We start from the raw sequence: 13,353 nt of genomic DNA, 5'->3' as shown, positions 1-13,353 counted from the left end.
GCCATGTCCCTGATGTTCCAGCCGCTCAAGAAATACGCCGATTTCTCCGGCCGCGCCCGCCGTTCGGAATACTGGCTGTTCACGCTGTTCATCATCGTGGTCGAGATCGCCTATTTCATCCTGGTCAGCGCGATCGGTGGTGGAACCAGCGGCAACATGAACCCCATCGGCATGGTGCTGAGCGGCCTCTACTTCCTGTTCGTCCTGGGAATCCTCATCCCCAGCCTGGCCGTCAGCTTCCGCCGGCTGCACGACACCGACCGCTCGGCCTGGTGGCTGCTGATCGCCCTTCTGCCCTTCGTCGGCGGCCTGGTGCTGCTGGTCTTCACCGTGCTGCCGGGCACCAACGGCCCCAACAAGTTCGGCCCCGACCCCAAGAGCTCGAGCACGGGCGACACGGCCGCCGTCTTCAGCTGACCGCCGACGTCCCCAGGACTCAGGAAGCGCGCCCCCGCAAGGAGGCGCGCTTCTTTCGTTTGAGGTCCAGGCCTGACTAGAACTTCCGGGCGTAGCCCACCGACACCACGTTGGCGTCGGCCGCGTCGTTGTCGCGGAACTGCTGGCGGGTGTAGTCGACGCGCACGCCGTTCTTGTCGTCGACCTTGTACTGGGCGCCGACCCCGTAGTTGACGCTGTCGGCGTCGAACTTGCTCTCGACCCCGGCCAGGGTCTGCTTGAACTGGGTGTTGCCGTAGCCGACGCGGCCGATCAGGTCGATCTTCGGGGTCACGGGCAGGAAGCCCACGCCATAGACCGCGGCCGAGTGCGTCTGCTCGATGTTGGACCGCACGCCGTTGGTGTCGATGTCGTCGTCCTTGACGCCGCCGGACAGCTCGCCCTCGACGCCGAAATGCGGGGTCAGCTTGGCGCCCAGGCGGCCCTGCACCGCGCCGGTGTCGGCGCCTTCGGCGCGGGATCCGGCGTAGCCGAGGGTCCCGTAGACCCCGGTGTCCTGGGCGTGGGACAGGGAGGGAGCGGCGGCGACCGCCATGGCGACCACCGGCGCGGCCAAAACGGCCGCCGACATGAGAGTCTTCATTGTTGTACTCCTTGGTACTGGCGAGGCAGGGGGAGCGCCTCGGCCTGCCCTGGATAGCCGCGCCCTGGGGCCGCCATTGGACCCTCCCTGGGCCTTTTGCGGCCATTGCGTGTCGTTCCCGACATGTCCGTGGCGATTGTGGCGACGCCAAATCGTTCCGTGTCCGGCCTCGAAAGCGGCGAGGTGTGACATCCCTGCCGCGCGGGGAAAGGTGACGCCCGCGCCGGGCGTGCTATTGATCGGACAACAGAGCCAAGCCGCGCCCGCACCTGTTTTCAGGGGAGGCGCGCCAGCGTCACCGGGACCGCCGCCTTGCCTAAAGCCGTCATCGTCGCCACGGGGCTGTACACCCCGCCGTTCAGCGTTTCGAACACCGAGTTGGTCGAAGCCTTCAACACCTATGTCGAGCGTTTCAACGCCGCCCACGCCGAGGCGATCGCGGCCGGCGAGATCACCGCGTTGGCCCCCTCCTCGCCCGAGTTCATCGAGAAGGCCTCGGGCATCAAGGCCCGCTACGTGATGAACAAGACCGGGATCGTCGACCCCGAGGTCATGCGGCCGATCCTGCCCGAACGGCCCAACGAGGAGATCTCGATCCTGGCCGAGATGGCCGTCGAGGCCGCCAGGCAGGCGATCGAACGCTGGGGCAAGCCCGCCTCGGAGATCGGCGCGGTGATCTGCGCGGCCTCGAACATGCAGCGGGCCTATCCGGCCATGGCCATCGAGGTGCAGCAGGCCCTGGGCATCGACGGCTTCGCCTTCGACATGAACGTCGCCTGCTCCTCGGCGACCTTCGGCATCAAGACCGCCGCCGACTTCATCGCCACCGGCAGCGCCAAGGCCGTGCTGATGGTCAATCCCGAGATCTGCTCGGGCCACCTGAACTTCACCGACCGCGACAGCCACTTCATCTTCGGCGACGTGGCCACGGCCGTGATCCTGGAAGACGAAAGCCAGGCCAGCGGCGGCTGGGAGATCCTGGGCACGCGGCTGAAGACCCAGTTCTCCAACAACATCCGCAACAACTTCGGCTTCCTGAACCGCACCGCCCCCGAGGGAATCGGCGCCAAGGACAAGCTGTTCGTGCAGGAAGGCCGCAAGGTGTTCCGCGAGGTGGTGCCGATGGTCAGCGAGATGATCGTCGAGCACGCCGGCGACATCGGCGTCGAGCCGACCGGGCTGAAGCGCCTGTGGCTTCACCAGGCCAACATCAACATGAACGAGATGATCGGCCGCAAGGTGCTGGGGCGAGACCCGCAGCCCGGCGAGAACGTGATCATCCTGGATACCTACGCCAACACCAGCTCGGCCGGCTCGATCATCGCCTTCCACACCGCCAGCGACGACTTCGCGCCGGGCGAGACGGGCCTGATCTGCAGCTTCGGCGCGGGCTATTCGGCGGGGACGGTGTTCGTGCGCAAGCGGTAGCGCATTGCGTCCTTCGAGGCTCGCCTACGGCTCGCACCTCAGGATGAGGAATTCAGAGCTACAACGCTCCTCATCCTGAGGCGCCCGCGCAGCGGGCCTCGAAGGACGCACAGCCTCTCAGCTAATCCGCCTTCGGATGCGCCGCCTTCCAGTCCATCGCCCGGCGAATGCGGTTGCCCACCGCCGGGTGGTCGTAGAACAGGATCTCCTCCAGCTTGCCCGGCGTCGCCGCCCGGTATTCGATGGTCTTGACCAGGGCCTTGGACAGGCCGTCCGGCTCGTTGAAATGCGCCAGGCTGTAGTGGTCGGCGTCGCTCTCGGCGATGCGGATCAGGCTGTTGGTCGCCGGCTGGCCCAACAGGCCCAGCAGGCCCAGGATCACCGCCAGCACCGGCAGGCCGGCCGGGTCGGCCAGGCCCCGCACCGTCTCCGCGCCCATCAGGGCGGCGACCGGCGCGAACAAGCGGTCGACCAGGAAGAAGGCGACGATGGCCAGCAGGCTCATGACGCCGGCGATCCACAGCGCGTGGTGGTGGGCGTAATGGCCCATCTCATGGCCGACCACGCCGCGCACCTCGGCCAGGTCCGCGCCCTGCTTGAACATGGTGTCGCTCATCGCCACCCGCGCCGAGCCGAACAGGCCCGAGACGTTGGCGGTATAGGCGTTGGACTGCTTGGAGCCGTCGTAGACGAAGATCTTGTCGGCCGGGACGCCGTTGGCCTTGGCCATGGCGACCACCTGGTCGCGCACCGGTCCGGCCGGCGCGGGCGTGTACCGGTTGAAGATCGGCTCGATATAGATCGGGGCCAGCACCATCATGACGGTGATGAACACCGCCGTCAGCCCGCCGCTCCACAGCCACCAGCTGCGCGGCGCCTTGCGGATCAGGGCGTAGAGCGCGGTCAGGAACAGGCCGAACAGCACCGCGCCGATCGCCGTGCTGATCGCCTGCTCGCCCAGCCAGCCGGCGAAGGCCTGGCTGGTCAGGCCGTACTGTTTCTGCCGCCACCAGTCGGCGTAGATCGACCACGGCAGGCTCAGGACGCTGTCGACCAGCAGGTAGACGACGCCGACCACCAGGCTGACCAGGACGGGCCGCGACTTGCGACGCTCCAGCCGCCGGCGCAGGGCGACCAGCACGCCCCAGCGCACGATCAGGAACGACACCAGGGCCGAGACCACGAAGCCCCACAGCAGCAGCCAGTGCCCGCCTTGCGTATAGGCCGTGGCCTTGGCGTGCGCCTCGGGCGGCAGTTGCGCCAGATAGGCGGCGGTGGCGGCGGCCGGATCGAACAGAGCCAATGGAAGTCCCCCGATGAACGATACAGCCCGGCAGGAAGCCAGAGCCGAGGCGCGTCGTCAGGTTAAATCTCGGTCAGGTTGGGGGCGGCGGCGCGGCGGCGCGGCTTGCCTCTGGCGGCGGCGCGCGGGGCGTATAGAAATGGGCGGATGATTTCGTCTTCCGAGGCTCGCATGCGATTCCCCGCTCGTCGTGAACTCCTGATCAGCCTGGCTCTCGGCGCGGCCACGCTGGGTTTGGGGGCCCTGGCCGGCTGCGGCGGCAAGGCCGGCGACGCGGCCGAAACCGGTCTCAAGCACGTCGAGGCGACCAAGACCCTGCGCATCGGCCTGGAAGGCACCTATCCGCCGTTCAACTTCCAGGACAAGGACGGCCAGCTGGCCGGCTTCGAGGTCGACTTCGCCAAGGCCCTGGCCGCCCAGATGAAGGTCAAGGCCGAGTTCCACCCCTCGCCGTTCGCCGGCCTGCTGGGGGCGCTGGAGTCCAGGCGCATCGACGTGGTGATCAACCAGATCACCATCACGCCGGAACGGGCCGCCAAGTACGACTTCTCGCGGCCCTACACCGTCTCGGGCATCCAGATCATCGTCCGCAAGGGCCAGGCGGGGATCGCAACGCCCGCCGACCTGGCGGGGAAGAAGGTGGGCGTGGGCCTGGGCACCAACTACGAGACCTGGCTGCGGACCAATGTCCCTACCGCCGTCGTTCGCACCTATGACGACGACCCCACCAAGTACCAGGACCTGAAGGCCGGCCGCATCGACGCGGTGCTGAACGACCGGCTGGTGGCCGCCGACTTCGTCAAGACCTCGCCCGACTTCGTCGCCTCCGGCCCGCCCTTCGCCAGCCAGGGCATGGGCGTGGCGATGCTGCGCGACCCCGCCATGAAGGTCACGATCGACGAGGCCATCGACGCCCTGCGCGCCAACGGCCAGCTGGCGGCGATCTCGATGAAATGGTTCGGCCAGGACGTGACGAAGTGAAGGTCCGTTCCAGGATTGGGGACAGGCGCATGCGCCTGTCCCCGGCCGCGCCCGCGGCCCGTCCGCGATGACCCCCGCCCTCGACCTCGTCGCGCAATCGGCGCCGCTGCTGCTGAAGGGCGCGGGCTACACAGTGCTGCTCAGCCTGATCGGCATGGGCGTGGGTCTGGCGATCGGGTTCGGCCTGGCCCTGATGCGACTGTCGCGCAGCCCGTTCCTGCGCTGGCCCGCCGCCGTCTATGTCTCGGCGATCCGCGGCACGCCGCTGCTGGTGCAGCTGTTCCTGATCTATTACGGCCTGCCGCAGATGGGCGTGCAGCTGCCGCCGTTGCTGGCCGCCGGGATCGGCTTCTCGATCAATATCGGGGCCTATGCCGGCGAGATCCTGCGCAGCGCCATCGCCGCCGTCGACAAGGGCCAGTGGGAGGCCGCCAGCGTGCTGGGGATGAGCCGCGGCCAGGCCCTGCGCCGGGTGATCCTGCCCCAGGCGGCCCGCACCGCCGTCGCGCCCCTGTCCAACAGCTTCATCAGCCTGGTCAAGGACACCTCCCTGGCCGCCACCATCCAGGTGCCCGAGCTGTTCCGACAAGCCCAGTTGATCACCGCTCGCACCTACGAGATCTTCGCCATGTACCTGGCGGCCGCCGCCCTCTACTGGATCCTGTCCAGCCTGCTGGCCCTGGGCCAGACCCGGCTGGAACGCCAGGCGGAGGGCCGCCGATGAGCGAGGCTCCAGGAAGCGCCATCGACGCCAAGGGTCTGGTCAAGCGCTTCGGCGACACGACCGTTCTGAACGGCGTCGACCTAACCGTGACGCCCGGCGAGGTCGTCGCGGTCATCGGTCCCAGCGGCTCGGGCAAGAGCACCCTGCTGCGCTGCCTGGCCGGGCTGGAGGCCATCGACGGCGGGACCCTGACCGTGGCCGGGATCACGGCCGGCGCCAAGCCGCCGCTGGCCCGCGCCCTGAAGGGCCGGGTCGGCTTCGTGTTCCAGGGTTTCAACCTGTTCCCGCACCGCACGGCCCTGGACAACGTCGCCGAGGGCCTGATCGTGGTGCGCGGCGAAGCGCCCGCCGCCGCCCGCGACAAAGCTCGGGCCCTGCTGACCAAGGTGGGCCTGGCCCATCGGGTCGACGCCTATCCGCGGGAGCTGTCCGGCGGCCAGCAGCAGCGCTGCGCCATCGCCCGGGCCCTGGCCATGGATCCGCAGGTCATCCTGTTCGACGAACCGACCTCGGCACTGGATCCGGAACTGGTCGGCGAGGTGCTGACGGTGATCCGCGACCTGGCCGCCGAGAAGCGGACCATGGTGATCGTGACCCACCAGATGGACTTCGCCCGGGATGTGGCCGATCGGACGCTGTTCATGGATGACGGCGTTATAATTGAACAAGGCCCTTCCGCCGAAGTGCTTGGTTCGCCTAAGGAAGAACGTACGCGGCGATTCCTCAGCAAGGTGAGTGGCCTAAGGTCATAATTTGGCCTCCGGCGCCCCTCACCTCCTCTCCGCCGACGCCGTGTGCTGTGAGGCGAGGTCCAGTGAAACCCTATATCGATCTGCAAGGCGCATCAGGCGCCGTCTACCGTTACAAGCTGGCCGAGGATCGCGATCCTCGGACGACGATCGCTGGCAACTTCGTCTTCGTCGACGCCACCGGAACCGTCGTCTACGCCGGCGAGGCCAACAACCTGCACGGGGCCGGCAATCGCTTCCCCGAGGCGGCGATGAAACACAAGGCCGAGTACCTCTACACCCGCCTGAACGTCTCGGGCGCGTCGCGCTCGGACGAGCTGCAGGACATCCTGGCCGCGCTGAATCCGGCCATGAACAAGGGCGAATAGGCCCGCCTTCGGGTTTCGGGGGACGACATAGGCGTCACCCCCGGGATCCGTTCGGCCTTTTACGGCCGAGCTTCCTTCGAAATCGCCGAACAGCACGAAAAGAGAACACGGCGGCGTCCACATCCGTCGCGGGCTTCGCTATGGTGATCCCACATGCGCCCCGAGATTCTCTTTCCGCTGTTCACGCCGGTCTCCACGCTGAAGGGCGTAGGGCCGCGCGTCGCGCCGCTGGTCGAGCGGCTGGCGGGGCCGATCGTCCGCGACGTGCTGTTCACCCTGCCCCAGGGCCTGATCCGCCGCACGGCCACCACCTCGGACCGCGCCGTCGACGGCGCGGTCCAGACCTTCCTGGTCACCATCGACGCCCACCTGCCGCCGCAGCGCTCCGGCCAGCCGTGGCGGGTCCGCGCCTGGGACGAGCACGGCTTCATCACCCTGACCTGGTTCAAGGGCCACGGGCCGCACCTGGAGCGCCAGCATCCGGTCGGGGCCCGGCGGGCGGTCAGCGGCAAGGTCGAGCGGTTCGGCAGCGAGATCCAGGTCGCCCATCCTGACTACCTGCTCGACGCCGATCGGGTCGCCGACATCCCGCCGATCGAGCCGGTCTATCCGACCACCGCGGGCCTCCCCTCCCGCACCTTCCGCAAGTTCGCCCAGGAAGCCCTGGAGCGGGCCGCCGCCCTGCCGGAGTGGCAGGATCCGGCCTGGCTGGCCAAGAGCGGCTTTCCGGCTTGGCGCGAGGCCTTGGCCCTGGTCCACGGCCCGCAGGCCGAGATTGACCTGTCGCCGATGTCGGTCGCCCGCCGCCGCCTGGCCTATGACGAACTGCTGGCCCACCAGCTGGCCCTGGCCCAGCGCAAGGCCGGCAAGCGCTCGCACCCCGCACCCCGTATTGTCGCGGGCCCGCTGTCGGACGCCGTCGAGAAGGCCCTGCCCTTCAGGCTGACCGGGGCCCAGATCCGCGCCCTGTCCGAGGTGCGCGGCGACATGGCCAGCGGCGAGCGCATGGGCCGGCTGCTGCAGGGCGACGTCGGCTCGGGCAAGACGGTGGTGGCCATGCTGGCCATGGCCGACGCGGCGTCCAGCGGCCTGCAGTCGGCCCTGATGGCCCCGACCGAGATCCTGGCCCGCCAGCACTACGAGACCCTGGCCCCGCCGCTGGAGGCGCAGGGCCTGGCGGTGATCCTGCTGACCGGCCGCGACAAGGGCTCGGCCCGGGCGTCGAAACTGGCCAAGCTGGCCGACGGCTCGGCCGCCGTGGCGGTGGGCACCCACGCCCTGTTCCAGGACGACGTCGCCTTCAAGGCCCTGGGCCTGACCATCATCGATGAGCAGCACCGGTTCGGCGTCAACGAGCGCAAGCGGCTGCAGGACAAGGGACTTATTGATGGCTTAGGGGGCGCGCACCTGGTGGCCATGTCGGCCACGCCGATCCCGCGCACCCTGGAGCTGACCGTGTTCGGCGACCTGGACGTCTCGCGCATCGACGAAAAGCCGCCGGGCCGCACCCCCGTCGCCACCCGCGCCGCGCCCACCCCGCGCATTCCCGAGATCATCGAGCGGCTGAAGGCGGCCGCCCAGGCCGGGGCCCAGGCCTTCTGGATCTGCCCGCTGGTCTCGGAGTCCGAGAAGATCGACCTGCGCGACGCCGAGCAGCGGGCCGCGTCCCTGCGCCAGGCCATCGGCCCCAGCGTCGGCCTGGTCCACGGCCAGATGCCGGCCGCCGAGAAGGACGCGGTCATGGCCGACTTCGTCGACGGCAAGGTGTCGGTGCTTGTGGCGACCACGGTGGTCGAGGTCGGGGTCAACGTGCCCAACGCCAGCATCATGGTGATCGAGCACGCCGACCGCTTCGGCCTGGCCCAGCTTCACCAGCTGCGCGGGCGGGTGGGCCGCGGGGCGCGCGAGAGCTCGTGCGTGCTGCTCTACGACCCGCCGCTGTCGGAGACCGCCCAGCAGCGGCTGGACATCCTGCGCCGCAGCGACGACGGCTTCGAGATCGCCGAGAAGGACCTTGAGCTGCGCGGCGGCGGCGATCCGCTGGGCCTCAAGCAGAGCGGCTTCCCGGCCTACAGGCTGGCCGACCCGGTCGCCCACCGGGACCTGATCGCCGTGGCCGCCGACGACGCCCGGCTAATCCTGGCCCGCGACCCCGACCTGAGCTCGCCGCGCGGCCGGGCGGTGCGCACCCTGCAGGAACTGTTCGACTGGAAGGCCGCCTCGCCGCTCAACGACGCAGGTTGAACGGCTTAGCTGGAAACCTGCGGAACAGGTCCCTGCCGCTTCAGCGCCGCGACCCGCGCCAGGGCGTCGGCCTCGATGTCGGCCCAGAACAGGTTGAAGCCGTCCACCTTGCGACGGTCGGTCCACGAGCCGCTGTCGCGCAGCGAGGTCGATTTCGGACGGCCTGTGTGCAGCAGGCCGTTCTGGCACTGGGCCCAGACCTGGCGCTTGAGCAGGGCCGGCCGCGCCCCCCACTCCAGGCCGGTGGCGTTGGCCGCGCCGAGGTTCAGCCTGGCCGGGGCGCGGACGTCGCTGCGCGCGCCCAGCAGCGGGTTGACGCAGAGCGGCAAGCGGCCGTCCAGGGTGACCAGCTCGCCGCCGGCGTTCCACACCAGCGAGCGATTGGTCAGCTCCTGGGCCTGCTGGAAATCGCCGTCGACCAGTGAGGCCCAGGCGACCACGCAGCCTGCCTGGGCGCGGCTGGCGCAGGCCGGCACGGCCGACCCTGGGCCGAACGCGTCGGCCGGGACGACGGTCTCGATCAGATAGGCTCCGGCCAGCCGGCCCCGCAGCGCGGCGTTGGGGGCGATCTCCTCGTTCAGCAGCCGTTCGGCCAGGATGCCGCCCTGCTCCACCCCGACCAGCACGATCGGCCGCCCGTGGTTGTCGTGCTCGAGATAGCGGCGGAAGGCGTCGCGGACGTCGTCATAGGCGAAGCGCCGGGCGTCGCGGGCGTCGTCGCGCAGGGTCAGGAATGTGTAGAGGCTGGCCTGGCGATAGCGCGGGGCGAAGATCCGGCCGACCCGCGCGAACGGGGCGGCGTAGTTGGGCAGCCTCACCCGGGCCAGGTCGCGCGCCGCCTTGGGCTGGTCGAACGGCGCGTTCCAGTCCCGGCCGCCGTCATAGCTGGTGGGATGGACGAAGAAGACGTCGGCTCCGCCCCGGCTCGCCGCGCCGTGCTGAGGCAGCAGGGCCCAGGCGTTCGGCCGGGCGTAGTCGGGCGCCGGCGGCGGGTCGTAGGTCTGGAACGGGATCTTGGGATCCAGCGTGGTGCGCAGGATGTCGTAGCGCCAGTAGAACGCCGCCGACACGACCAGCGCCAGGAACAGCACCGCCCCCGCGAAGATCCAGCGCTTGAAACCCTTGAACCGGTCGGCCATGGGCCCTGGTTACACGAACCCGCCGCGTCGCGCGAGACGGCCTGGAGCCTCCTGCAGCGTGGCGGTCGAAGGTGGCGCCCCTGACCAGCGCGGCGCTCCCAATCATGGCTTGGTTTGGAGGCTGTATTGATCGGATGTATATACAGGACCATGAGCCTGTACATCCGCAGCGAAGAAGCCGACCGCCTCGCTCGCCAGTTGGCGGAGCGGACGGGACTGACCCTGACCGACGTCGTCACGCGGGCGTTGCGCGCCGAACTCGACCGCACGCCAGCAACGCCGGAAGCCCTGGCCGCGCGGCTGGCGCGGATCCGGGCGATCCAGGCCAGGGTCAGGACCTCGCCCGTGCTGCAGGAAGGCTCCGACGACACCCTGCTGTACGACCAGGACGGCTTGCCGAAGTGATCGTCGTCGATACCTCCGCGCTGATCGCGATCTTCCAGGGCGAGCCCGACGCCGAAGCCCTTCTCGACGCGATCATCAAGACGGAAACCGCGCTGATCGCCGCGCCGACGCGCCTGGAGGCCTTCATCGTCGCCAGCCGTCGCCACGGCGCCGTGCGCGCGGCCGAGTTGACGGACCTGATCGCCGCCCTGAACCTAACGACGGTGGCGTTCGACGGGGCCCTGGCCGATGTCGCCCAGGCGGCCTACCGAACCTTTGGGCAAGGCGCTCACGGCCTGAACTACGGCGGCTGCTTCAGCTACGCCCTGGCTAAGTCGCGCGACCTGCCGCTGCTGTTCAAGGGCGAAGACTTCGCCGTCACCGACGTGCGGCGGGCGGTCTGACCGTCAACCGCGCGCCTCAGCGGTACGGATCGTCCGTGTTCAGGAACCCGCAGACATAGTCCTCGACGCCGTCCTCCAGCGAGGTCATCGGCGCGTTGTAGCCGGCGGCGCGCAGGCGGCTCATGTCGGCTTGCGTGAAGTACTGGTACTTGCCGCGCAGCACCTCGGGCATGTCGAAATAGTCGATGTCGGGCTCGCGGCCCACGGCGCGGAAGGTGGCTTCGGCCAGGGCCTTGAACGAGCGCGCCTTGCCCGAACCCAGGTTGTAGATCCCGTTGACGTGCGGGCTCTTGGCCAGCCAGGCGACCACGTCGGCCACGTCGCGCACATAGACGAAGTCGCGCAGCTGGCCGCCGTCCTCGTAGTCGGGGTGGTGCGACTTGAACAGCCTCACGCCCTCGCCCGCCGCCACCTTGGGCCAGATCTGGCAGACCACCGACTTCATGCCGCCCTTGTGGTCCTCGTTCGGCCCGTAGACGTTGAAGAACTTCAGCCCCACCCACTGGGTGGGGGCATGGCCGCGGGCGGCCTCGCGGACGGCGTAGAGGTCGAACAGCGCCTTGGACCAGCCATAGGCGTTCAGCGGCCGCAGGGCCTTGAGGCTCTCTATGTCGTCCTTGCCGTCGAAGCCTTGCAGGCCATCGCCGTAAGTCGCCGCCGACGAAGCATAGATCAGCCGCCGCTGATGCTGGGCGCACCACCGCCACAGGTCGCGCGACAGCACGAAGTTGGACTGCACGATCAGGTCGGCGTCCGGCTCGGTGGTCGAGGAGATCGCCCCCATGTGGATCACCAGCTCGACCTCGTCGCCGCGCTGGGCCAGCCAGTCGAACAGGGCCTCGGGGGCCACGAAGTCGGCGATGGCCGCCTTGGCGATGTTCTTCCACTTGTTCTGCGCGGCCTCGCCCAGCCAGTCGCAGACCACCACGTCGAGGCTGTCGTCCTCGCACAGCTTGGCCACGATGTTGGAGCCGATGAAGCCGGCGCCGCCGGTGACGAGGATGACGCGTCTGGACATGGTCCGCGTTATGGCACAGGGGGCGGCGGGGGCAAGCATTGGGGCGAGGACGGAGCGAACGTGCGGATCGATCGGGACGGCCCTGTCATCGTCTGGCTGCGCAACGACCTGCGCCTGGCCGACAACCCCGCCCTGGCCGCCGCGGCGGCCACGGGGCGGCCGGTGATACCGCTCTACATCTTCGACGAGTCCCCAAGCGTGCGGCCGATGGGCGCCGCCTCGCTATGGTGGCTGGACAAGTCGCTGACCGCCCTCGCCGCCTCGCTTGAGGCGATCGGCTCGCGGCTGATCCTGCGGCGCGGCCCGACGCGCGAGGTCCTGGAGGACCTGATCGCCCACGCCCAGCCAGCGGCCGTGGTCTGGAACCGGCTCTACGACGCGGCGTCGATCGACCGCGACGGCGGCCTCAAGGCCTGGCTGAAGGACGAGGGGATCGCCTGTGAGAGCTTCAACGCCGGCCTGCTGAACGAGCCGTGGACGGTGAAGAACGGCGCCGGCCAGCCCTACAAGGTCTTCACCCCCTATTGGCGCGCCGCGCGAGACCGGCTCCATCACGTCCAGGTCGAGCCCGCCCCGAACGCCCTGCCTGCGCCGGCGCGCTGGCCGCCGACCGAAGCCCTTGAAAGCTGGCGCCTGCACCCGACTAAGCCGGACTGGTCCACGCGGTTCGACCTGTGGACCCCCGGCGAGGGTGGCGCGGCCGAACGGCTGGACGACTTCCTGTCCAGTCCTGTCCAGCACTACGACCGCCAGCGCGACCTGCCCGGCGTCGAGGCGACCTCGCGCCTGTCGCCGCACCTGCATTTCGGCGAGATCGGTCCCCGCCAGGTCTGGGTCGCGGCCCGCAACGCGGTCGAAGCCAGCGACGCCCCGGCCGGCCCCGTCGAGACGTTCCTGTCCGAGATCGGCTGGCGCGAGTTCAACCATTCGATCCTGTTTCACAACCCGGACCTGCCGAAGGCCAATTTCCGACCGGAGTTCGACGGCTTTCCCTGGATGCGCGACGACGCCGCGTTCGAGGCCTGGACCCGGGGCGAGACCGGCTATCCGATCGTCGACGCCGGCCTGCGCGAGCTGTGGGCCACCGGCTTCATGCACAACCGGGTGCGGATGATCGCGGCCTCGTTCCTGGTCAAGCACCTGCTGATCGACTGGCGGGCCGGCGAGGCCTGGTTCTGGGACGCGCTGGTCGACGCCGACCTCGCCAACAACGTCGGCAACTGGCAGTGGGTGGCCGGCAGCGGGGCCGACGCCGCGCCCTATTTTCGGATCTTCAACCCGATCGCCCAGGGCCAGAAGTTCGACCCCGTCGGCGCCTATGTCCGTCGGTGGGTTCCGGAACTGGCGAGCCTGCCCGACGCCCTGATCCACGAGCCCTGGAAGGCTTCAGCGCAACTCGACCCCGCCGCCAGGCGTATCTACGGCGAACCGATCGTGGGGCATCCGGCGGCGCGCGAACGCGCGCTCGCGGCCTATCGCGGCCTCAAGGGAGAGCAGATTTCTCGCGAGGGCCGATAGTCCTCCCCATTTACAGACCGGTTCCGAGAGTTCTTAACTTCGTCAATCAAGTTA

At 69.2% G+C, this 13,353-nt stretch carries 14 protein-coding genes and 1 pseudogene; 11 read left to right on the top strand and 4 right to left on the bottom strand.

The window, feature by feature from the left end:
• Nucleotides 1-3: 3 nt before the first annotated feature.
• Nucleotides 4-417: a DUF805 domain-containing protein gene (locus ASD47_RS04210; RefSeq protein WP_056752101.1), complete on the top strand. Its 414-nt coding sequence runs from the start codon at nucleotides 4-6 to the stop codon at nucleotides 415-417.
• A 76-nt stretch (nucleotides 418-493) separates the two neighbouring features.
• Here ASD47_RS04210 and ASD47_RS04205 read toward each other — a convergent pair whose 3' ends face one another.
• A complete protein-coding gene (locus ASD47_RS04205) occupies nucleotides 494-1,039 on the bottom strand; it encodes a porin family protein (protein ID WP_056752098.1) in 546 nt (181 codons plus the stop codon).
• A 312-nt stretch (nucleotides 1,040-1,351) separates the two neighbouring features.
• Between ASD47_RS04205 and ASD47_RS04200 the strand changes: the two genes are divergently transcribed.
• Together ASD47_RS04200 and ASD47_RS26465 are read left to right on the top strand one after the other, a co-directional pair.
• Entirely contained in the window at nucleotides 1,352-2,467 is a 1,116-nt protein-coding gene (locus tag ASD47_RS04200) for a beta-ketoacyl-ACP synthase III (RefSeq protein ID WP_056752095.1), read from the top strand.
• Nucleotides 2,468-2,470: 3 nt separating this feature from the next.
• A pseudogene (locus tag ASD47_RS26465) lies at nucleotides 2,471-2,592 on the top strand (hypothetical protein).
• Here ASD47_RS26465 and ASD47_RS04195 read toward each other — a convergent pair.
• Nucleotides 2,589-3,770: a M48 family metalloprotease gene (locus tag ASD47_RS04195; RefSeq protein ID WP_056752092.1), complete on the bottom strand. Its 1,182-nt coding sequence runs from the start codon at nucleotides 3,768-3,770 to the stop codon at nucleotides 2,589-2,591. The pseudogene ASD47_RS26465 and the gene ASD47_RS04195 overlap by 4 nt on opposite strands.
• Nucleotides 3,771-3,941: 171 nt before the next feature.
• Here ASD47_RS04195 and tcyJ point away from each other — a divergent pair, with 171 nt between their 5' ends.
• The 5 genes from tcyJ (at nucleotide 3,942) to recG (ending at nucleotide 8,836) form a co-directional block, all read left to right on the top strand.
• Nucleotides 3,942-4,751, top strand: coding sequence for a cystine ABC transporter substrate-binding protein (tcyJ, locus tag ASD47_RS04190; protein ID WP_056752089.1), 810 nt, complete (start codon nucleotides 3,942-3,944; stop codon nucleotides 4,749-4,751).
• 67 nt (nucleotides 4,752-4,818) lie between these two features.
• Entirely contained in the window at nucleotides 4,819-5,475 is a 657-nt protein-coding gene (gene tcyL, locus ASD47_RS04185) for a cystine ABC transporter permease (RefSeq protein WP_056752087.1), read from the top strand.
• On the top strand, nucleotides 5,472-6,227 hold the full coding sequence (locus tag ASD47_RS04180) for an amino acid ABC transporter ATP-binding protein (protein WP_056752085.1): 756 nt from the start codon (nucleotides 5,472-5,474) through the stop codon (nucleotides 6,225-6,227). Before tcyL ends, ASD47_RS04180 begins: the two co-directional genes overlap by 4 nt.
• Before the next feature lie 62 nt (nucleotides 6,228-6,289).
• Nucleotides 6,290-6,592: a hypothetical protein gene (locus ASD47_RS04175; protein ID WP_056752082.1), complete on the top strand. Its 303-nt coding sequence runs from the start codon at nucleotides 6,290-6,292 to the stop codon at nucleotides 6,590-6,592.
• Nucleotides 6,593-6,745: 153 nt separating this feature from the next.
• Nucleotides 6,746-8,836 carry an ATP-dependent DNA helicase RecG gene (gene recG / locus ASD47_RS04170; RefSeq protein ID WP_056752080.1) on the top strand — a complete coding sequence of 697 codons (2,091 nt, stop codon included), beginning with the start codon at nucleotides 6,746-6,748 and terminating at the stop codon, nucleotides 8,834-8,836.
• A gap of 5 nt (nucleotides 8,837-8,841) precedes the next feature.
• On the opposite strand, the gene ASD47_RS04165 is transcribed toward recG, so the two are convergent.
• A complete protein-coding gene (locus ASD47_RS04165; RefSeq protein WP_056752077.1) occupies nucleotides 8,842-9,975 on the bottom strand; it encodes a DUF3089 domain-containing protein in 1,134 nt (377 codons plus the stop codon).
• 150 nt (nucleotides 9,976-10,125) lie between these two features.
• On the opposite strand from ASD47_RS04165, the gene ASD47_RS04160 reads away from it, so the two are divergent.
• On the top strand, nucleotides 10,126-10,380 hold the full coding sequence (locus tag ASD47_RS04160) for a type II toxin-antitoxin system VapB family antitoxin (protein ID WP_056752075.1): 255 nt from the start codon (nucleotides 10,126-10,128) through the stop codon (nucleotides 10,378-10,380).
• Nucleotides 10,377-10,763 carry a type II toxin-antitoxin system VapC family toxin gene (locus tag ASD47_RS04155; RefSeq protein WP_082564451.1) on the top strand — a complete coding sequence of 129 codons (387 nt, stop codon included), beginning with the start codon at nucleotides 10,377-10,379 and terminating at the stop codon, nucleotides 10,761-10,763. The genes ASD47_RS04160 and ASD47_RS04155 overlap by 4 nt, the downstream gene beginning before the upstream one ends.
• Nucleotides 10,764-10,779: 16 nt before the next feature.
• Here the strand turns inward: ASD47_RS04155 and rfaD are convergent, their stop codons facing one another.
• Nucleotides 10,780-11,781 (bottom strand): ADP-glyceromanno-heptose 6-epimerase, encoded by a 1,002-nt coding sequence (gene rfaD, locus ASD47_RS04150; protein ID WP_056752072.1) that lies wholly within the window; start codon nucleotides 11,779-11,781, stop codon nucleotides 10,780-10,782.
• Nucleotides 11,782-11,841: 60 nt separating this feature from the next.
• Between rfaD and ASD47_RS04145 the strand changes: the two genes are divergently transcribed.
• Nucleotides 11,842-13,299 carry a deoxyribodipyrimidine photo-lyase gene (locus ASD47_RS04145; protein ID WP_056752070.1) on the top strand — a complete coding sequence of 486 codons (1,458 nt, stop codon included), beginning with the start codon at nucleotides 11,842-11,844 and terminating at the stop codon, nucleotides 13,297-13,299.
• Nucleotides 13,300-13,353: the final 54 nt, after the last annotated feature.

Source organism: Caulobacter sp. Root1472, assembly GCF_001426985.1.
Lineage (GTDB): Bacteria > Pseudomonadota > Alphaproteobacteria > Caulobacterales > Caulobacteraceae > Caulobacter > Caulobacter rhizosphaerae.
This window is presented reverse-complemented; position numbering and strand designations above follow the sequence as displayed.

Excerpts from the sequence above, each read along its gene's own strand:
- rfaD (WP_056752072.1), bottom strand. The coding sequence starts at position 11,781 with ATGTCCAGACGCGTCATCCTCGTCACCGGCGGCGCCGGCTTCATCGGC.
- tcyJ (WP_056752089.1), top strand. The coding sequence starts at position 3,942 with ATGCGATTCCCCGCTCGTCGTGAACTCCTGATCAGCCTGGCTCTCGGC.
- recG (WP_056752080.1), top strand. The coding sequence starts at position 6,746 with ATGCGCCCCGAGATTCTCTTTCCGCTGTTCACGCCGGTCTCCACGCTG.
- ASD47_RS04160 (WP_056752075.1), top strand. The coding sequence starts at position 10,126 with ATGAGCCTGTACATCCGCAGCGAAGAAGCCGACCGCCTCGCTCGCCAG.
- ASD47_RS04180 (WP_056752085.1), top strand. The coding sequence starts at position 5,472 with ATGAGCGAGGCTCCAGGAAGCGCCATCGACGCCAAGGGTCTGGTCAAG.
- ASD47_RS04165 (WP_056752077.1), bottom strand. The coding sequence starts at position 9,975 with ATGGCCGACCGGTTCAAGGGTTTCAAGCGCTGGATCTTCGCGGGGGCG.
- tcyL (WP_056752087.1), top strand. The coding sequence starts at position 4,819 with ATGACCCCCGCCCTCGACCTCGTCGCGCAATCGGCGCCGCTGCTGCTG.
- ASD47_RS04210 (WP_056752101.1), top strand. The coding sequence starts at position 4 with ATGTCCCTGATGTTCCAGCCGCTCAAGAAATACGCCGATTTCTCCGGC.
- ASD47_RS04205 (WP_056752098.1), bottom strand. The coding sequence starts at position 1,039 with ATGAAGACTCTCATGTCGGCGGCCGTTTTGGCCGCGCCGGTGGTCGCC.